Origin of the sequence: Micromonospora sp. NPDC050980 (assembly GCF_040653835.1) — a bacterium.
In the GTDB taxonomy this organism is placed as follows: domain Bacteria; phylum Actinomycetota; class Actinomycetes; order Mycobacteriales; family Micromonosporaceae; genus Micromonospora.
The window spans coordinates 371,098-390,019 of the sequence record NZ_JBFAGS010000002.1; the positions used below are offsets into that span (position 1 = coordinate 371,098).

Genomic DNA, 18,922 nt, shown 5'->3' on the forward strand with positions numbered 1-18,922 from the left:
CCGAAAGGCTCGTCATGCTGTGCATCGGCGTCGACATCGGGGGCACCTTCACCGACGTCATCGTGTACGAGCCGGCCACCGCCCGGCTCGCCGAGGCCAAGACCCTGTCCACGCCGGACGACCCGGCCGCGGCCATCTTCGAGGGCCTGGCCAAGCTCGGCGTACGCCTCGACGAGGTCGACCGGTTCGTCCACGGCACCACCCGGGTCACCAACGCGCTGCTCGAGGGCTCCGGCGAGCCGGTGAGCGTGGTGGCCACGGCGGGCTTCCGGGACGTGCTGGAGATGGGGCTGGGGCACCGGCCGCAGCTCTACAGCGTCAAGGAGTCGGGTCGCCCGCCGTTGACCCCGCGCCGGCTGCGGCACGTGCTGCGGGAGCGGATCGGCGCCGACGGCAGCGTCGTACGCCCGGTGGACCCCGCCGACCTCGACGCCGTGCTGGACCGGGTGGCCGCCGCCGGCCCGACCGCGGTCGCCGTCTGCCTGCTGCACTCCTATCGCAACCCGGCGCACGAGCGGGCGGCAGCCGCCCGGCTCGCCGAGCGTCACCCCGGGCTGGTCTGCACGATCTCCTCCGACGTGGTGCCGGAGCAGGGCGAGTACGAGCGGTTCGCGACCACCGTGCTCAACGCGAGCGTCCGGTCGACGGTCGCCGACTACCTGCGCGGGCTCGGCACCGCGCTCGCGGCGGGCGGCTACGCCCAGCCACTGTCGATCATGACCAGTAGCGGCGGGGTGGTCTCCACCGACGAGGCCGGCCGGCTGCCGATCAACCTGGCCCTGTCCGGACCGGCCGGCGGGGTCGCCGCCAGCGTCCACGTCGCCGGGCTGGCGGGCTACCCGAACGTGATCACCTGCGACATCGGCGGCACCAGCACCGACGTCTGCCTGATCAAGAACGGCGCCCCGTTGATGACCAACGACGGGAAGATCGCCGGATATCCGAACCGCACCTTCCAGGTCGAGATCAACACGATCGGGGCCGGGGGCGGCTCGATCGCCTGGCGGGACCTCGGCGGCGAGCTACGGATCGGGCCGCGCAGCGCCGGCTCGACGCCCGGCCCCGCCGCGTACGGCCGGGGCGGCACCGAGCCGACGACCACCGACGCGCACCTGGTCGTCGGGCATCTCGACCCGAAGGAGAGCCTGGGCGGCGAGGTCGGTCTCGACGTCGCCGCCGCGAGGGCGGCGATGAGCCGGCTCGCCGCCGAGTTCGGCCTCGACGACCTGGAGCTGGCGCACGGCATCCTCACCATCGCCACCGTCAAGATGACCAGCGCGATCAAGGAGATCTCGGTCGCCTGCGGCCACGACCCCCGGGACTTCGTGCTGATGCCGTTCGGCGGCGCCGGCCCGATGCACGCCACCGCGCTCGCCGACGAGCTGGGCATCCGCCGGGTGCTGGTGCCGCCGGTGCCGGGCAACTTCTCCGCGCTCGGCTTCGTCACCGCCCAGGCCCGGCACGACTACGTGCGCACCGTGCTGGCGCCGGCCGACGAGACCGGGCTGGCCGCCGCCCGCGCCGTCGTGGCCGAACTGCGTGACGCCGCGCGGGCCCAGCTCAAGGCGGAGGACGGCGTCGAGGCCCACGAGGTCACGTTCGGCCTGTCGGTCGGCATGCGCTTCCGGGGCCAGTCGTTCGACCTGGCCGTGCCGGTGGCTGACGTGCCGGCGACCGCCGGGGAACTGGTCGAGGCGTTCCACGCCGCCTACGCCGAGCGGTACGCGTACGCCCGGTCCGGCCACCCCGCCGAGATCGTCAACTGCCGGCTGACCGCGTTCGGGCCGCGGCCCGCGGTGCGGTTCACGCCCCCGGCGGGCGCGTCGTCGCGACCGGGACGGACCCGGATCTACGGCGCGGACGGCTGGGTGGACGCCACCGTCCGGCGGCGTGCCGAGCTGGCCCCCGGCGTCACGGTGCCCGGCCCGGCGGTGGTCCGGGAGAACGGCAGCACGACGGTGGTCGGCGGCGGTTGGACCGCGACCGTCGACAACCACGGAAACCTGCTGCTCGTCAAGGAGTGATCCGGTGATCCCGCCCGCCTTCGACGCCACCGTCCTGGACCGCGCCGCCCGGGAACCGGACCGTCCGTTGTACGCCTTCGACGAGTGCGACCGGCCGCTGTCGGCCGGCGGGTTCGCCGACCTCGCCGGCCGGGGGGCGTCGGTGCTGGCCGCGCTCGGGATCGGTCCCGGTGACCGGGTCGCGGTGTGGGCCGAGAACGGGCTCGGCTGGCTGGTCCTGCTGGCCGCCGCCGCGTGGCGGGGCGCCGCGCTGGTGACCCTGCACCCCGGCCTGACCGCCGCGGAACTCACCGCGGCACTGGCCCGCAGCCGCCCCCGCCGGCTCTTCGTCGCCGAGCGGGTGCGCGAGCGCGACGGCCGGGCCACCGCCGCCCGGGCGGTCGCCGGGTTGCCGCCGGACGTCCGCCCGGACGGCTGGCACGCGTTCGGTGACGACCTGGCCGGGCTGCGCGGCTGGACCGGTTCCGTGCCGGCTCCGGCCGGACATCCCGACGCGACGTTGAACATCCAGTTCACCTCCGGCTCGACCGGCCCGGCCAAGATGGTCTCGCTCAGCGCCCGCAACCTGATCACCAACGCGCGGTGGACCGCCGAGGCCGCCCGACTCGGCGCCGACGACCGCATCGCCTCGCCGCTGCCCCTGGCGCACGCGGCCGGGCTCGGCAGCGGCGCCGTGCTGGCCCTGGTCACCGGCGCGCTGTGGGTGTCAGCCCGCCGGTTCCGGTCCGAGCCGGTGCTAACCCAGATCGCCCGGCACCGGTGCACGGTGCTCCAGGCCGTGCCGACGATGGCGGCGATGCTCGCCGACACCGTGCAGGCGGAGCCGGACCGCTTCGACCTGTCCTCGCTGCGGGTCGGCTTCGTCGGCGGCGCCACGTGCGCCCCGGCGCTGCTCGCCCGGACCCGGCGGGTGTTCGGGCTCGACCGGGTGGCGGTGATCTACGGGCAGACCGAGGCCGGGCCGACGATAAGCGTCGACCCCGGCGACGGAAGCTGCGGGCCGCCCGGCGGCACCGTCGGCCGGGTCGTGCCGGGCCTGTGCGCGGTCGTCGTCGCGCCCGGCACCCGCACCGCACTGCCCACCGGGCAGCCGGGCGAACTGCTGGTGCGCGGCGAGTCGGTGACTGCCGGCTACCTCGACGACCCGGTCGCCACCCGGGCCGCGCTCACCGACGACGGCTGGTTGCGCACCGGCGACCTGGGCGCGCTCGACGGCGAGCGGGTCCTCACCCTCACCGGGCGGGTCAAGGAACTGATCATCCGGGGCGGCGAGAACGTCAGCCCGGCCGAGGTGGAGGCGGCGCTGCTCGACGATCCGGCCGTCGCCCAGGCGTGTGTGCTCGGCGTGCCGTCGCCGCGCTGGGGCGAGGAGGTAGGCGCCCTGGTCGTGGTCGCCGCGGGCGCCGAGGCCGATCCCGGCCGGCTCACCGCGACCGCCGCCGCCCGGCTGGCCCGGCACAAGGTGCCGACGCTGATCCGCGCGGTGCCGGGGCTGCCGTTGCTGCCGTCCGGCAAGGTCGACAGGCGTGCCGCGCTCGGCCTGCTCACCGGTGGGGAGGAGCGCTGATGCAACTCGGCTCGTGCTTCCTGGACTCGTTGACCGTGACCAGCTTCTTCGGCAACACGGAGATGCGTGGCGTGTTCAACGACCGCCAGCTCATGCAGGCCTGGCTCGACGTCGAGGCGGCCCTGGCGCGGGCCCAGGCCGGCCTCGGCGTCATCCCGTCGACCGCCGCCCGGGCCATCACCGACGCGGCCCGGCTCGACCGGCTCGACACGGCGGTGCTCGCCGCCGACGCCGCGGACACCGTGCACCCGCTGGTGCCGCTGGTCCGGGCGCTGACCGCCGCGTGCGCCGGCGACGCCGGCCGCTACGTCCACCTGGGCGCGACCACCCAGGACGTGATGGACACCGGGTTCGTGCTGCGGGCCCGGGCCGGCCTGGACATCGTCGCGCGCCAGGTCGACGAGCTGGTGCGCGTGCTGCGCCGGCTGGCGCTGCGGCACCGCGCCACCGCGATGCCGGCCCGCACCCACGGCCAGCAGGCGCTGCCGACCACGTTCGGGCTGCGTTGCGCGGTGTGGCAGAGCGAGCTGCAACGGCACCGGGCCCGGTTGGCCCAGATGCGCGCCCGGCTGCTGGTGACCAGCATGGGTGGGGCCGCCGGCACGATGGCCGGCTACGGCCCGCAGGCGTTCGCCCTGGAACGCGCGGTGGCCGACGAACTCGGCCTCGGCGTCGCGGACACCCCGTGGCACGCCACGTCGGACCGGTTCGCCGAGTGCCTGATGGTCCTCGGTCTGGTCGCCGCCAGCGCCGAGAAACTGGCCCGGGAGGTCTACTTCCTCGGGCGCACCGAAGTCGGTGAGGCGTACGAGCCGCAGCGGGCCACCCAGGTCGGCAGCAGCACCATGCCGCACAAGCGCAACCCGATCCGCTGCGAGGCGGTGATCGCCGCCGCCGGCACGCTGCGCGCGCAGGTGCCGCTGGCGTTGCAGACCATGGTCGCCCAGGACGACCGCGACATGGGCGTCGGCATGACGCTGTGGAAGCTGCTGCCGGAGTGCTTCATCCTCGTCGGCGGCGCGCTGGAGCGCCTGGTCGAGGTCTTCGGCGACCTCGGCGTCAACCCGGACCGGATGCGCACCAACCTGGACCTCACCGGCGGGCTGGTGCTCTCCGAGGCGGTCATGCTCCGCCTCGCCGGGCCGCTCGGCCGGGAACAGGCCCACCACCTGGTGATGCGCGTCGTCCGCGACAGCCTGGAGCAGAACCGGCCGTTCGCCGAGGTGCTGCGCGCCGACCCGCAGGTGGCCGCCGCGCTGCCCGGCGGCGACCTGGCCGGGCTGCTCGATCCGCTGTCGTACGTCGGCCACGCCGCCGCGCTCGTCGACCGGGCCCTTCTGACCTCGGAGTCGCCATGACCACTGACCAGTCCGTGCTGCTGCACCGCTCCGGGCGACTGGCCCGGGTGACCCTGCACCGGCCGTCCCGGCGCAACAGCTTCGACCTCGCCATGCTCGCCCGGTTCGAGGACGTGCTGCACGAACTCGGCCGCGACCGCACGGTCGAGGTGGTGGTGCTCACCGGCGCGGGGACGGCGTTCTGCGCCGGCACCGACCTGCGGGAGCTGGCCGGTCTCGACGCCGGCACCACCATGCACGTGCAGCGGCGCACCGCCGAACTCGTGGAACGGTGGTATCGGCTGGAACAGACCACCGTCGCGGCCTTCAACGGGCCGGCGATCGGCTCGGGCGCGGTGCTCGGACTCGCCAGCGACCTGCGGGTGGCCGCCGACAGCACGTTCCTCACCTTCCCCGAGGTGACCTTCGGCATCCCGCTGACCTGGAGCGGGATGGCGATCCTCGCCGACCTGGTCGGCGCCGACTTGGCCAAGCGCTGGTTGCTGCTCGGCGAGCGGGTCGAGCCCGCCGACCTGCTGGACCTGCGCCTGGTCACCGGCGTGGTCGACGCCGACGGGCTGCCGGACGCCGTCGCCGGCCTCACCGACCGGCTGCTCGCCACCTCGGCGGTCGGCCGCTCGATGACCAAGCGGGCCGCCCGGCTCGCCGGCCCGCGGTTCGACGCGGCGGCCAACGACTCCTACCTGGGCGCGTTGAGCGTGGCGCTGCGCCCACCGGGGGACTACCTGGACGGGGGTGCGCGGTGAAGGTCTTCGAGGCGGTCGCCGACGCCCTCGTCGCGCACGGCGTCGACACCGTGTTCGGCCTGCTCGGCGACGCCAACATGTTCCTCGTCGCCGACCTGGTCGACCGGCACGGCGTGCGGTTCGTCGCGGCCCGCAACGAGAACGCCGCGGTGATGATGGCCGACGGGTACGCCCGCAGCACCGGCCGGTGCGCGGTCGCCACGGTCACCCAGGGGCCGGGGCTGGCGGTGGCCGGCTCGGCGTTGACCATCGCCCGGCAGGCCCGCACGCCGCTGGTCCTGGTCGCCGGGGACACCCCGCCCGGCGACCCGCTGCACGTGCAGCACTTCGACCAGCAGCCGTACGCGCTGGCGACCGCGGGGGCGTTCGTGCCGGTGGCCGCCGCGTCGACCGCCGTACGCGACGTCGGGTCGGCTTTCCGGACGGCCCGCGAGCGGCCCGGCCCGGTCGTGCTGAACCTCCCGATCGACCTCGCCGACGCGCCGGTGCCGCCCGGCCCGCCGGTCGCCGCGCCGGCGGTGCCCCGCGCGCCGCGACCGCTCCTGCCAAACCCCGCCGACGTCGAGGCGCTGGCGCGACGGCTGCGGTCGGCGCGCCGCCCGGTGCTGCTCGCCGGCCGGGGCGCCGAACCGGCCGCCGCCGCGATCCGGGAACTCGCCGACCGGGCCGGGGCCGTGCTCGCCACCACGTTGATGGCCGCCGGGCTGTTCACCGGGCACCCGTACGACCTCGGGGTGGCCGGCGGGCTGTCCCGGCCGCTGACCCGGCGGACCCTGGCCGGGGCGGACCTGGTCGTGACGTTCGGCGCCGGGCTCAACCGGTGGACCGCCGACCACGGCGCGTTCTTCGCGGACGCGGTGGTGGTCGGCGTGGACGTGGACCCGGCGGCGATCGGGGCGCGCTGGCCGGTGACCGCCGGGGTGGTCGGCGACGCGGGGGAGACGGCGCGGGCGGTGTCGGCGGCGCTGGCGCCGGTGCGCCGGCCGCACTGGCGTAGCCCGGAGTTGGCCGCGGAGCTGGCGACCGCCGACCCGTTCGCCGGTCTGGCCGTGGAGTCCACCGCGGGCCGGATCGACCCCCGGGAGTTCATCCGGATCTGCGCCGAGCGTCTGCCGCGCGAGCGGACCACCGTGGTCGGCGTCGGTCACTTCGGCGGCTGGCCCAACCTGCTGCTCGACTCGGCCGCGACCGACCGGTCGTTCCTCGCGCCGTGGGAGTTCGGCAGCATCGGCGTCGGGCTGCCGTTCGCGGTGGGCGCCGCCGTGGGCCGGCCGGACCGGCCGGTGGTCGCCTTCGAGGGCGACGGCAGCCTGCTCACCGGGCTCGGCGAGCTGGACACCCTGGCCCGGGTCGACGCACCGGTGCTGCTGGTGCTGCTGGACGACGCAGCCTACGGCGCGGAGGTGCGCAAGCTGGCCCCGCGCGGGGTGGACCCGGGGCTGGCACGCTTCCCCGAACGGGACCTGGCGGCGGTGGCCCGCGCGCTCGGGCTGCCGGCGTGGACGGTCACCGACGCCGCGGGCGCGCGGGCGGCCTTCGACGAGGTGCTGCCGCTGACCGGGCCGGCGGTGCTGCACGTGCGGGTCCGCCCCGACGTGGTGCAGGAGAAGTTTTGACCGCCTCAGTCGCCCCAGACGTTGCCGAGGCCGTGGCCGAGCTGGCGGGACAGCTCGTCGGCGGTCCGTCGGGCCGCCGCGGCCAGTTCCGCCACCCGGGCCTCGTCGAGCCGGAAGATCGGGCCGGAGACGCTGATCGCGCCGGTGACCCGGCCGTGCCGGTCGCGGACCGGCGCGGCGACGACCCGCAGCCCCTCCTCGCTCTCCTGGTCGTTGAGCGCCCAGCCCTGTTGCCGGACGGTCGCCATCCGGTTCACGAACGTGTCGAGGTCGGTGATGGTGTTGGCGGTCAGGGCGGTGAACGGGGCGGTGGCCAGCATGGCCCGCAGCGCCGCGTCGTCAAAGTCGATCAGCAACGCCTTGCCGGCGGCGCTGCACCACAGCGGGATGCGCCGGCCGAGCCGGGAGACGAGCTGGAGGTTGCGGGTGCCCTGCACCACGTGGAGGGAGATCGCGTCGAGGCCCTCCCGGACCGACAGGTTGACGCTCTCGCCCTCCTCCTCGGCCAGCCGGTGCACCAGGGGACGGGCGAGGGTGTGCAGGTCGAGGCCGGCGAGGTAACGCGCGCCGAGCTCGAAGACGGTGACCCCGAGCCGGTAGTTCCCGTTCTCCTCGTTGCGGTGCAGGAAGCCGGCGTCGGCCAGCGCGCGGAACAGCCGGCTGGCGGTCGACTTGTGCAGGCCGAGTTCCCGGCTGACGTCGCTGACCTTGCGTTCGGCCTCGGGCCCGCGGAAGGCGAGCAGCACGCTGAGCGCGCGGTCCAGCGCCTGCGTGCCGGACTCGCGGGGGACCGGCCCGGCGTCGGGGCCGGCGTCAGTGGCGTACGACATCTTGCTTCCCACCTTCTCGGTTGCTAGGTTTCATAATATAACTCTAGGACCACAATATGGTCCAGCCCGCCCGGGATCGAACCGGAACCAGTGAGGCATCCGCATGACTGTGAACCCGATCGACCTGGAAGTCGTCACCGAAGGTCTCATCTCGATCGTCCGGGAGATGCGACAGACGATCTTCCGCACGGCGCACTCGCCGGTGATCGCCGACGCGCAGGACTTCTCCTGCGCGCTGTTCGACCCGCAGGGGCAGATGGTCGCCCAGGGCCGGGACATGCCCGGTCACGTCATCGCCATGCCGGCCTCGGTCGCCGAGATCTTCGCCGACTTCGCCGACGAGATGCGCCCCGGCGACCTCTATCTCGTCAACGACCCCTACCGCGGCGGCAGCCACCTCAACGACGTGACCCTGATCAGCCCGGTCTTCGTCGACGGGAAGCTCTTCCTCTTCCCCTGCGTGCGCATGCACTGGGCGGACATCGGCGGCATGACCCCGGGCAGCGTCTCCGGCCAGGCCACCGAGATCCTCCAGGAAGGGCTGCGGATCCCGCCGATCAGGCTGATCGAACAGGGCCGGCCCAACCGGGCCGCGTTCGACATCGTCTTCGCCAACGTGCGGATGGCCGAGGAACGCCGCGGCGACCTCGAATCCAGCATCGCCGCCTGCCACACCGCCGAACGGCGGCTGCGCGAACTCGTCGCCCGCCACGGCGCCGACCTGATCGGCGAATCCGTCGCCGCCAACATGGACCGCACCGAGCAGCGGCTGCGCGACATGATCCGGGCGCTGCCCGACGGCACCTACCGCTACGAGGACTACCTCGACCTCTACACCGACGGGCACTACGACGCCGCCATCGTCCGGTGCCGGCTCACCGTCGACGGCGACGAGATCGAGGCCGACTTCCGCGGCTCGTCGAAGCAGGTGGCGGCCGTGGTGAACTCCTCCCGCGCGATGACCGTCGCGGGCGTCTTCATCGCGGTCAAGTCGGCGCTGGACCCCGGCGGCCTGGTCAACCACGGCGCGTTCCGGCCGCTGCGGGTGCGCACCGAACCGGGCACCGTCGCGCACGTCAGCTATCCGGCCCCGGCCAACGCGCACAGCGAGGTCCGCAAGCGGGTCATCTCGGCCGTCATGGCCGCCCTCAGCCAGGTCGCGCCCGACCTCATCGCCGCCGACCAGTTCGGCACCACCTTCCAGAACCTCATCGGCGGCGTCGACGAGCACACCGGACGGCCCTACCTTTACTACGACTACCCGGCGGGCGGCAACGGCGGGTTCCTCGAATCCGACGGGCCCAGCGCGATGAACCCCGTCGACCTCGGCGACATCTCCACCATCCAGTCCGTCGAACGGCTGGAGACCGAGATCCCGATCCTCGTCGAGGCGTGCGAGCTGCGCGCCGGGTCCGGCGGCGACGGCGTACGCCGGGGCGGGCTCGGCAGCCGCCGGGAGACCCGGCTGCTGGCCAGCGGCGGCGCGTACTCGGTGCAGACCGACCGGACCACCGTCCCGCCGTACGGACTGCGGCACGGCGGCCCGGGCGCGCCCACCGTGACCCACATCCGCCGGCCCGACGGCGAGCGCGTCGACTTCGCCACCCCCGGCAAGGTCGCCGGCTTCCCGATGCGCGCCGGCGACGTGCTGGTGATGGAGTCGGCCGGCGGCGGCGGCTGGGGCGACCCGCTGGAACGGCTGCCGGCGGACGTCGCCGAGGATGTGGCCCAGGAATACCTGACCGCCGCCGAGGCCGAGCGGCGCTACGGCGTCGTGCTCGACCCGGCCGGCTCCGTCGACGCGACCGCGACCGCCGCCTGCCGGCACCGGCTACGCGAGGAACGGCGTTGGCTGCGCACCACGGTCACCGCCCACCCGGCCTACACCGGCCGGCGCGGGCAGCGGCGGCTGGCGTACGTGGCTCCCGCCAGCGGCTTCGCCGAGGACACCCTCGTCGAGGTTCACGGTGGACACCCGGCCCCGCTGCGGGCCTGGATCCGGCACGACGCGGCCCTGGCCGCGGACGAACTCGCCCTCGACCACGACGGGCTCCAGATTCTCGGCACCGCCCCGCACGACCGGTCCTACGTGCGGGTGCTCGCCGGGGAAGGACAGTCATGAGCAAGGTGTTCCGGGTGCCGCTGGCACCGGCCCGCGGCGGCGTCACCACCGCCCCCCGGGTCCCGCAACCGACCACCACCGCGCCGCCCCGCTGCGGCATCGTCGCCGGCTGTCTCAGCCCGCACCCCCCACACCTGATCTACGCGGAGAACCCGCCGCAGAACGAGCCCCGCTCCACCGGCGGGTGGGAGACGCTGCGTTGGGCGTACGAGCGGTTGCGGGCCCGCATCCGCGAGGTGCACAAGCCGGACGTGCTCATCGTGCACGCCCCGCACTGGATCACCATGGTCGGCCACCACGTCAACTGCGTGCCGAACCCGCGCGGCATCTCCGTCGAGCCGATCTTCCCGCACCTGTTCCGCTACCGCTACGACTTCCGCAGCGACGTCGAACTCGGCGAGGCGATCGCCGCGGAGGCCAGCGGGCTCGGGCTGGTCACGAGCACGATGCGGGACCCCCGGGTGCGCGTCGACTACGCCACCATCGGCGCCCTGCACCTGGCGAACCCGGCCTGGGACATCCCGGTGGTGTCGCTGTCGGCGAACAACAACCCCTACTTCTACTCCGACGCGTCGCTGGCGGAGATGGAGGTGCTGGGCGAGGCCACCCGGCGGGCCGTCGAGGCGACTGGCCGGCGGGCCGTGCTGCTCGCCTCCAACTCGCTGTCGCACCTGCACTGGCACGAGGAACCCGCGCTGCCCGAGGACATGGAGCGGGAGCACCCGTACAACAACCACCAGTACCGGTGGGACATGAAGCTGCTGGAGGCGATCCGGCGCGGACCCACCGCGCCGCTGCGCGAACTCATCGTCGAACACATCGAGGCGACCGCCTCGGAGACCAAGGCCGGCAGCCTCACCTGGATGCTCGCCGCGATGGGCTGGCCGAAGGTGGCCGGCGACGTGCTCGGCTACGGCACGATCATCGGCACCGGCAACGCGGTGGTGGAGTGGCTGCCCGAGGGGAGCCACCATGGCTGACCGGACCGGGATCGTCGCCGGGGCGCTGCTGCCCGGCATGCCGCACCTGCTCGCCGACGACCCGGCGCCGAGCTGGTCGGCGCTCGCCGACGGGGCCCGCGACGTCGGCGCCCGGCTGCGCCGCCTCGACCCGGACGTGGTGCTGCTGCTGTCGACCCAGTGGTTCACCGTCCTCGGGCACCAGTTCCAGTGCGACAGCAACCCGCGCGGCCAGCACGTCGACGAGAACTGGTACGCCTACGACTACGGCCTGCTCGACTACGACCTGCGGTTCGACGTCGAGTTCACCGAACGCTGGGCCGACCGGGTGCAGGCCGGCGGGTTGCAGGCCCGGCGGACCCGCTACGAGGGGTTCCCGATCGACGCCGGCACCATCGTCACCTCCGCGCTGCTCGACCCGGAGCGGAAGCTGCGCTGGGCGCAGGTCTCCTGCAACCTCTACGCCGACGCCGAGACCCTCGCCGAGGTCGGCCGGGCCGGTGCCGCCGCCGCCCGCGACGCCGGCCTGCGCGCCGCCGTCGTCGTCGTGACCGGCATGTCCTCCGGGCTCCTCCAGGAGTGGATCGAGCCCGGCCAGGACCGCATCGGCGCACCCGGCCACGAGCAGTGGAACACCCGGATTCTCGACCTGCTCACCGCCGGCAAGGTCGACGAGGCGCTCGCCGTGCGGGAGGACTTCGCCCGGCAGGCGCAGGCCGACAGCCAGTTCCGGGCGCTGGCCTTCGCCGCCGGCGCGGACGCGACCGCCGGCCCGGCCCACCTGCACGCCTACGGCCCGATCTGGGGCACCGGCGGCGCCGTCCTGTCCTGGAACCTGACCGACCATCACTAGAGGAGAGACCATGCGGAACATGGCCGTGGGCTTCGTCGAGGCCGAAGGCTTCACCCCCGTCTTCGACGCCGTCGACGCGATGGTGAAGGCCACCGAGGTCGAGGTGACCAAGGTCGTCCGGCTCGGCGGCGGCATCGTCGCCGTCGCCGTGCGCGGTGACCTCGCCACCGTCGAGGAGGCCGTCGACATCGGCGAGGAGACCGCGCGGGCCAAGAGCCGCTCGGTGCGCTCGATCGTCTTCGCCAGTCCCTGCGACGCCGTCAGCGCGCTGGCGGCCGACCCCCAACTCGTCGGCAACTGACTTCCGGACAGGAGCACCAGACATGTCCTCAGACATCGCGATCGGAATCGTCGAGACCCGCGGCATCGTGGCTCTCTCGGCGGGCATCGAAGCCATGATCAAGACCGCCGACGTCAGGTGCGTCGGCGTCGAGCGGGTCACCAGCGGCTACCTCGCCGTCGCCGTACGCGGCACCCTCGCCGCCGTGCGGCAGGCCGTCTCGGCCGGCGAGGCCGCCGTCAAGGCCCACGGCGAACTGCGCAGCTCGCAGGTCTACCCCAAGCCGCACCCGACCACCGCGGCGCTGCTCGACGGCCCGGAGACCGCCCGGATCCGCGAGGTCATGGCCGCCCTGCGCGGAGAAGGCTGATGGTGCTCGGCGAGGTCGTCGGCAAGGTGTGGGCGGACCGCATCCTGGCCCCGCTGCAGGGCCGGCGGCTCGTCCTGGTCCGGGTCCGGCCCGACGGCCCCGACCTGGTCGCCGTCGACCCGCTGAACGTCGGCGTCGGCACGACCGTGCTGGTCGTCACCGACGAGGCAGCCGCCGCGGTGGCCGGCGAGAGCACCGTCGACGCCGCGGTCGTCGCCCTGATCGCCGACCCGGACGCCACCGACTCCGCGCCCACCACCGCCTGACGAGAGGTGCACCTGATGACCGACGGGCTCTGGTCCCCGAGCCTGCTCGCCGGCCGGCCGGCCGGCGAGCCGACCGTGCTGCCGAACTTCGTCGACGGCGAGTTCGACACGTCCGGCACCCGCTTCGCCAAGGTCTCGCCGGTCACCGGCGAGACCATCCGCCACGTCGCCGAGGCCGACGAGTCGACGGTGGACGCCGCGGTGGCCGCGGCGCGCTCGGCGTTGCGCGGGCCGTGGGGCCGGATGGGGGAGCGGGACCGCGCCGCGGTGCTGTACCGGGTCGCCGACGAACTGGAACGCCGGTTCGCCGACCTGGTGGCGGCCGAGGTCGGCGACACCGGCAAGTCGATCTCGCAGGCCCGGACGCTCGACGTCCCGCGCGGCGCGGCGAACTTCCGGGCCTTCGCCGAGATCGTGTCGACCGCGCCGACGGAGTCGTTCACCACCGCGACCCCGACCGGCGGGCGGGCGCTGAACTACGCGGTCCGCAAGCCGGTCGGGGTGGTCGCGGTGATCGTGCCGTGGAACCTGCCGCTGCTGCTGCTGACGTGGAAGGTCGCGCCGGCGCTCGCCTGCGGCAACACGGTGGTGGTGAAGCCGTCGGAGGAGACGCCGTCGTCGGCCACGCTGCTCGCGGAGGTGATGGCGGCGGCGGGCGTGCCGGACGGGGTCTTCAACGTGGTGCACGGGTTCGGGCCGGGCTCGGCGGGGGAGTTCCTGACCCGGCACCCCGGGGTGGACGCGGTCACCTTCACCGGTGAGTCGGCGACCGGCGCGGCGATCATGCGGGCGGCGGCCGACGGGGTGAAGGCGGTGTCGTTCGAACTGGGCGGCAAGAACGCCGGCCTGGTCTTCGCGGACGCGGATCTCGACGCCGCGGTCGAGGGCTCGGTCCGGTCGTCGTTCACCAACGGCGGTCAGGTCTGCCTGTGCACCGAGCGGCTGTTCGTGCACCGGCAGGTGTTCGACGAGTTCACCGCCCGGCTGGCGAAGCGGGCCGACGAGTTGACGTTCGGCTGGCCCGCCGACGAGGCGACGGTGAACATGCCGCTGATCTCGCACCAGCACCGAGACAAGGTGCGCGGCTACTACGACCTGGCCCGCGCCGAGGGCGCGACGGTGCTCGCCGGTGGCGGCGTACCCCGGTTCGGCGACGCCCGCGACGGCGGCGCCTACGTCCAGCCGACCGTGTTGACCGGCCTGGCGCCCACCGCCCGGATCAACCGGGAGGAGGTCTTCGGCCCGGTCTGCCACGTGGCGCCGTTCGACGACGAGGACGAGGCGTTCGCGCTGGCCAACGACAGCGAGTACGGGCTCGCCGGCACCGTGTGGACCCGGGACGTCGGTCGGGCGCACCGGGCCGGCGCCCGGCTGGACGCCGGGATCGTGTGGGTGAACACGTGGTTCCTGCGGGACCTGCGCACCCCGTTCGGCGGGGTGAAGGCGTCAGGTGTCGGCCGGGAGGGCGGCGTGCACTCGCTGAACTTCTACTCGGAACTGACGAACGTCTGCGTGGACCTGTCATGAGTGCCGTCGGGCGGGCCGCAGGCCTGCTGCGCGCCGCCCACGAGACCGGGCAGCCCGTCGCGCCGCTGCGCGGTGACCTGCTGCCGGTCGGTGACGTCGACGCGGCGTACCAGGTGCAGCGGGCGCAGGTCGCCGCGTGGGAGGCCGCCGGCCGGCGGCGGGTCGGCGCGAAGATCGGCCTGACGTCGCGGGCGGTGCAGGCGGCGTTCGGCGTCCACCAGCCGGACTTCGGGGTGCTGTACGCGGACATGGCGGTCCCGGACGGCGACGAGATCGACCTCGGCCGGCTGGTGCAGCCCCGGGTGGAGGCCGAGGTCGCGTTCGTGCTCGGCGCGGACCTGCCGTTCGCGCAGCCGACCGTCGTCGACGTGATCCGGGCGACCGACCACGTCCTGCCGGCGATCGAGGTGGTGGACTCCCGGATCGCGGACTGGGACATCTCCATCGTGGACACGGTCGCCGACAACGCCTCCTCCGGTCTGTTCGTGCTCGGCGACCGGCCGCGCACGCTGTCGCAGGTCGACCTCCGGCTGGCCGGGATGGTGCTCGAACACGCGGGGGAGCCGGTGTCGGTCGGCGCCGGCGCGGCCTGTCTCGGCCATCCCGTGCACGCGGTCGTGTGGCTGGCGCGGCGGCTGGCCGCCGCGGGCACCCCGCTCGTCGCCGGTGACGTGGTGCTGTCCGGGGCACTCGGGCCGATGGTGCCGGTCACCGCCGGCGCGGCCTACGAGGCACGTATCTCCGGTCTGGGTTCGGTCCGGGTCTGTTTCAGTGCGGAGGTGCACCGGTGAGCACGGGTGTGGCGGTGATCGGGTCGGGGAACATCGGCACCGATCTGATGATCAAGGTGCTGCGGTTGTCGGAGTCGCTGCGGATGGTGGCGATGGTCGGCGTCGACCCCGCTTCCGACGGCCTCGCGCGGGCCCGCCGGCTCGGGGTGGCCACCACCGCCGACGGGATCGACGGGCTGCTGGCGATGCCGGAGTTCGCCGACGTGGCGGTGGTGTTCGACGCGACGTCGGCGGGGGCGCACCGCCGGCACGCCACGCTGCTGCGCGAGCACGGCCGGCTGGTGGTGGACCTGACCCCGGCCGCGGTCGGCCCGTACGTGGTGCCGCCGGTGAACCTGGCCGAGCACCTGGACGAGCCGAACGTGAACATGGTGACCTGCGGCGGTCAGGCGACAGTACCCGTGGTCGCCGCGGTCGGCCGGGTGACACCCGTGCGGTACGCGGAGATCGTCGCGTCGATCGCGTCGCGCTCGGCGGGCCCGGGCACCCGGGCGAACATCGACGAGTTCACCGAGACCACGGCGCGGGCGATCGAGGTCGTCGGCGGCGCCCGCGCCGGCAAGGCGATCATCGTGCTGAACCCGGCGGAACCGCCGTTGCTGATGCGGGACACCGTCTACTGCCTGTGCCCCGACCCGGACGTCGACCGGGCGGCCGTCGCGGCGTCGGTCGAGGCGATGGTCGCCGACGTCGCCGGGTACGTGCCCGGCTACCGGCTCAAGCAGCGGGTGCAGTTCGACCCCGTGGACACCCACGTGCCGGCGCTCGGCGGCCGGTTCACCGGGGTTCAGGTGTCGGTGTTCCTGGAGGTGTCCGGGGCCGGGCACTACCTGCCGGCGTACGCCGGCAACCTGGACATCATGACGTCGGCCGCGCTGCGCACGGCGGAGCGGATGGTCGCCCGACACGCCGAGCGGGAGGTGCCGGCATGACCGGGTTGTACGTGCAGGACGTGACGTTGCGCGACGGCATGCACGCGGTGCGCCACCGGTTCACCGTCGACCAGGTCCGGTCGATCGCCGCCGCGCTCGACGCGGCCGGCGTCGCCGCGATCGAGGTCGCGCACGGCGACGGCCTGGCCGGTTCGAGCGTGAACTACGGGCACGGCGCCGCCTCCGACGCGGACTGGATCGCGGCGGCGGCGCAGGCGGTCACCACCGCCCGGCTGACCACGCTCCTGCTGCCCGGCATCGGCACCATCGCCGACCTGAGGGCCGCCCGCGACCTCGGCGTGACGAGCGTGCGGATCGCCACGCACTGCACCGAGGCGGACATCTCCGCGCAGCACATCGGGTGGGCGCGCGACAACGGCATGGACGTGTCGGGGTTCCTGATGATGGCGCACATGACCGGGCCGGCGGCCCTGGCCGAGCAGGCGAAGCTGATGGAGTCCTACGGCGCGCACTGCGTCTACGTCACCGACTCCGGCGGCCGGCTGCTGACCCGGGACGTCGCCGAGCGGGTCGACGCCTACCGTCAGGTCCTCGACCCGGCCACGCAGATCGGCATCCACGCGCACCACAACCTGTCCCTCGGGGTGGCGAACAGCGTGGCGGCGGTCGAACACGGCACCGTCCGGGTCGACGCCAGCCTGGCCGGGCACGGCGCGGGCGCCGGGAACACGCCCCTGGAGGTGTTCGTCGCCGTCGCCGAACTGCACGGCTGGGACCACGGCTGCGACGTGTTCGCGTTGATGGACGCCGCCGACGACCTGGTGCGGCCGTTGCAGGACCGGCCGGTCCGGGTGGACCGGGAGACGCTGACGCTCGGCTACGCGGGGGTCTACTCCAGCTTCCTGCGGCACGCCGAGCGGGCGTCGGAGCGCTACGGCGTGGACGTCCGCTCGATCCTCGTCGAACTCGGCCGCCGCCGGATGGTCGGCGGGCAGGAGGACATGATCGTCGACGTCGCCCTCGACCTGGCCGGCGACACCACCCGCACCGGAGGGGACCGATGACCGCCGTCGACCAACTCGCCGCGCGTCTCGACGCCGCGGCGACCGGCCGGGTCGCGGTCGGGCAGTTCGGCGCCGACGCCGGCCTGGACGTGCCCACCGCCTACCGGGTGCAGGAGGCCGTGGTCGCCCACCGGTTGGCCCGTGGCGAACGCCTCGTCGGGTTGAAGTTGGGGCTGACCAGCCGGGCCAAGATGGCGCAGATGGGCGTCGACGAGGTCATCTGGGGTCGCCTCACCGACGCCATGCGCGTTCCCGACGGCGGCACGCTCCGGCTCGCCGACCACCTCCACCCGAAGGCGGAGCCGGAGGTCGCCTTCCTCGTCGAGGGCGGCGCCGTCGCGGCGGTCGCCCCGGCGATCGAGGTCATCGACTCCCGGTACGTCGACTTCCGCTTCACGCTGCCCGAGGTCGTCGCCGACAACACCTCGGCGAGCCGCTTCGTGCTCGGCGCCTGGCAGCCGGTGCCGACCGGGATCGACAACCTCGGCGTGCTGCTGGAGGTCGACGGACGCGCCGTCCAGATCGGGTCGACGGCGGCCATCCTCGGCGATCCCCGGCGGGCGCTGCCCGAGGCGGTCCGCCTCGCCGGCGTCGGTGGCGTGGAACTGGTCGACGGCTCGGTCCTGCTCGCCGGCGCGGCCACCGCCGCCGTCGCGCTGCGGCCCGGCACGCACGTCCGGGTCACCGTCGAGAAGCTCGGCACGGCGTCCCTGCGGGTCGCGTCGTGACCGGGCGCGGCGAGCCGGCCAGGGGCGGCACGAGCGGTCACGGCGGGGTGGTGCCCGGCCTGGCCACACCGCGCGGTCGGTTCCCGCACGTCACGGTGGCCGGCGACCTGATCTTCGTGTCCGGCACGTCCAGCCGCCGGCCGGACGACACCATCGCCGGCGCCCGGGTGGACGCGATGGGCGTCACCGATCTCGACATCCGCGCGCAGACCCGCGCCGTCCTCGACAACATCCGCGACATCCTGCGCTCGGTCGACGCCGACCTCGCCGACCTGGTCCAGGTCACCACCTACCTGGTGAGCATGAACGACTTCGGCGGCTACAACGAGGTGTACGCCGAGTACTTCGACGAGACCGGCCCGACCCGCACCACCGTCGCGGTGCACCAGCTGCCGCACCCGCACCTGCTCATCGAGATCCAGGCGGTGGGGCGAGGTCGCGCCGGCCCGGCCGGCCGGGGTTGACGGAGCCGGGTCGTGGGTACGCTCCCACGGTCCGGTTCCCCGGCCCGAGGAGACTGCTCGTGATCATGGCGCTACTGCTCGACCTCGCCAACATCGTCGGCGGATTCCTGCTCGCCGCCGCACTGCTGCGACTGCTGCCGCGGGTCGGCGACGACCTCAGCCGGCTCGCCGACCGGGCCGCCCCGATCGCCTGGGTCGTCGGCCTGGTGGCGCTCGTGACCGGCGGCTACTACCTCATCGTCCACCTGGTGTCCGGCCCTCAGGTGTTCCACTTCGAGGTGGTCGGCGTGGGTGTCGGCCTCGCCCTGCTGTGGAGCCGGCTGACCGGGCGACCGGCGGCCCGCGCCGAGCAGCCCGACCGGGCCACCGGCGTCCGCCTGCTGCTGGCCGTCTTCGGCCTCATCGCGATCGTGGTCGGCGTCCAGGGTCTGTTCACCCCGGACGGCTGACCGGCGCGCGGTGGC

The 18,922-nt window shown here is 74.2% G+C and carries 19 protein-coding genes; 18 read left to right on the plus strand and 1 reads right to left on the minus strand.

Annotated elements, in window-relative coordinates; translation table 11 throughout:
* The first annotated feature begins 14 nt into the window (after window positions 1-14).
* The 5 genes from AB0H28_RS05530 to AB0H28_RS05550 are packed head-to-tail and all read left to right on the plus strand — an operon-like array spanning window position 15 to window position 7,311.
* Window positions 15-2,024, plus strand: coding sequence for a hydantoinase/oxoprolinase family protein (locus AB0H28_RS05530; RefSeq protein WP_358034646.1), 2,010 nt, complete (start codon window positions 15-17; stop codon window positions 2,022-2,024).
* Window positions 2,025-2,028: 4 nt separating this feature from the next.
* Window positions 2,029-3,591 (plus strand): class I adenylate-forming enzyme family protein, encoded by a 1,563-nt coding sequence (locus tag AB0H28_RS05535; protein WP_358034649.1) that lies wholly within the window; start codon window positions 2,029-2,031, stop codon window positions 3,589-3,591.
* Window positions 3,591-4,949, plus strand: coding sequence for an adenylosuccinate lyase (gene purB, locus AB0H28_RS05540; protein ID WP_358034651.1), 1,359 nt, complete (start codon window positions 3,591-3,593; stop codon window positions 4,947-4,949). Before AB0H28_RS05535 ends, purB begins: the two co-directional genes overlap by 1 nt.
* Entirely contained in the window at window positions 4,946-5,695 is a 750-nt protein-coding gene (locus tag AB0H28_RS05545; RefSeq protein ID WP_358034653.1) for an enoyl-CoA hydratase/isomerase family protein, read from the plus strand. Before purB ends, AB0H28_RS05545 begins: the two co-directional genes overlap by 4 nt.
* Window positions 5,692-7,311 carry a thiamine pyrophosphate-binding protein gene (locus tag AB0H28_RS05550; RefSeq protein WP_358034655.1) on the plus strand — a complete coding sequence of 540 codons (1,620 nt, stop codon included), beginning with the start codon at window positions 5,692-5,694 and terminating at the stop codon, window positions 7,309-7,311. The genes AB0H28_RS05545 and AB0H28_RS05550 overlap by 4 nt, the downstream gene beginning before the upstream one ends.
* Window positions 7,312-7,316: 5 nt before the next feature.
* Here AB0H28_RS05550 and AB0H28_RS05555 read toward each other — a convergent pair whose 3' ends face one another.
* A complete protein-coding gene (locus tag AB0H28_RS05555) occupies window positions 7,317-8,141 on the minus strand; it encodes an IclR family transcriptional regulator (protein ID WP_358034657.1) in 825 nt (274 codons plus the stop codon).
* Between the two features lie 103 nt (window positions 8,142-8,244).
* Here AB0H28_RS05555 and AB0H28_RS05560 point away from each other — a divergent pair, with 103 nt between their 5' ends.
* The 13 genes from AB0H28_RS05560 to AB0H28_RS05620 all read left to right on the plus strand — a co-directional run bounded on the left by AB0H28_RS05560 (window position 8,245) and on the right by AB0H28_RS05620 (window position 18,907).
* Window positions 8,245-10,263: a hydantoinase B/oxoprolinase family protein gene (locus AB0H28_RS05560; protein WP_358034660.1), complete on the plus strand. Its 2,019-nt coding sequence runs from the start codon at window positions 8,245-8,247 to the stop codon at window positions 10,261-10,263.
* Window positions 10,260-11,243, plus strand: coding sequence for a tRNA U-34 5-methylaminomethyl-2-thiouridine biosynthesis protein (locus AB0H28_RS05565; protein WP_358034662.1), 984 nt, complete (start codon window positions 10,260-10,262; stop codon window positions 11,241-11,243). The genes AB0H28_RS05560 and AB0H28_RS05565 overlap by 4 nt, the downstream gene beginning before the upstream one ends.
* A complete protein-coding gene (locus AB0H28_RS05570; protein ID WP_358034664.1) occupies window positions 11,236-12,075 on the plus strand; it encodes a 2-amino-5-chlorophenol 1,6-dioxygenase subunit alpha in 840 nt (279 codons plus the stop codon). Before AB0H28_RS05565 ends, AB0H28_RS05570 begins: the two co-directional genes overlap by 8 nt.
* 10 nt (window positions 12,076-12,085) lie before the next feature.
* Window positions 12,086-12,376, plus strand: a complete 291-nt coding sequence (locus AB0H28_RS05575) for a BMC domain-containing protein (protein WP_018783793.1) — start codon at window positions 12,086-12,088, stop codon at window positions 12,374-12,376.
* A 22-nt stretch (window positions 12,377-12,398) separates the two neighbouring features.
* Window positions 12,399-12,725, plus strand: a complete 327-nt coding sequence (locus tag AB0H28_RS05580; protein ID WP_358034667.1) for a BMC domain-containing protein — start codon at window positions 12,399-12,401, stop codon at window positions 12,723-12,725.
* The gene (locus tag AB0H28_RS05585; RefSeq protein ID WP_358034670.1) at window positions 12,725-12,991 is read left to right on the plus strand and encodes a EutN/CcmL family microcompartment protein; all 267 of its coding nucleotides are present in this window, start codon (window positions 12,725-12,727) and stop codon (window positions 12,989-12,991) included. Before AB0H28_RS05580 ends, AB0H28_RS05585 begins: the two co-directional genes overlap by 1 nt.
* A 15-nt stretch (window positions 12,992-13,006) precedes the next feature.
* The gene (locus tag AB0H28_RS05590) at window positions 13,007-14,518 is read left to right on the plus strand and encodes a 2-hydroxymuconic semialdehyde dehydrogenase (RefSeq protein ID WP_358034673.1); all 1,512 of its coding nucleotides are present in this window, start codon (window positions 13,007-13,009) and stop codon (window positions 14,516-14,518) included.
* Window positions 14,515-15,309, plus strand: a complete 795-nt coding sequence (locus AB0H28_RS05595) for a fumarylacetoacetate hydrolase family protein (protein WP_358034676.1) — start codon at window positions 14,515-14,517, stop codon at window positions 15,307-15,309. Before AB0H28_RS05590 ends, AB0H28_RS05595 begins: the two co-directional genes overlap by 4 nt.
* On the plus strand, window positions 15,306-16,241 hold the full coding sequence (locus AB0H28_RS05600) for an acetaldehyde dehydrogenase (acetylating) (protein WP_358034679.1): 936 nt from the start codon (window positions 15,306-15,308) through the stop codon (window positions 16,239-16,241). Before AB0H28_RS05595 ends, AB0H28_RS05600 begins: the two co-directional genes overlap by 4 nt.
* Window positions 16,238-17,266: a 4-hydroxy-2-oxovalerate aldolase gene (dmpG, locus tag AB0H28_RS05605; RefSeq protein WP_358034682.1), complete on the plus strand. Its 1,029-nt coding sequence runs from the start codon at window positions 16,238-16,240 to the stop codon at window positions 17,264-17,266. The genes AB0H28_RS05600 and dmpG overlap by 4 nt, the downstream gene beginning before the upstream one ends.
* Window positions 17,263-17,994 carry a fumarylacetoacetate hydrolase family protein gene (locus AB0H28_RS05610; RefSeq protein WP_358034685.1) on the plus strand — a complete coding sequence of 244 codons (732 nt, stop codon included), beginning with the start codon at window positions 17,263-17,265 and terminating at the stop codon, window positions 17,992-17,994. Before dmpG ends, AB0H28_RS05610 begins: the two co-directional genes overlap by 4 nt.
* Entirely contained in the window at window positions 17,991-18,458 is a 468-nt protein-coding gene (locus tag AB0H28_RS05615; protein ID WP_358034688.1) for a RidA family protein, read from the plus strand. Before AB0H28_RS05610 ends, AB0H28_RS05615 begins: the two co-directional genes overlap by 4 nt.
* 65 nt (window positions 18,459-18,523) lie before the next feature.
* Window positions 18,524-18,907, plus strand: a complete 384-nt coding sequence (locus AB0H28_RS05620; protein WP_358035158.1) for a hypothetical protein — start codon at window positions 18,524-18,526, stop codon at window positions 18,905-18,907.
* Window positions 18,908-18,922 lie beyond the last annotated feature (15 nt).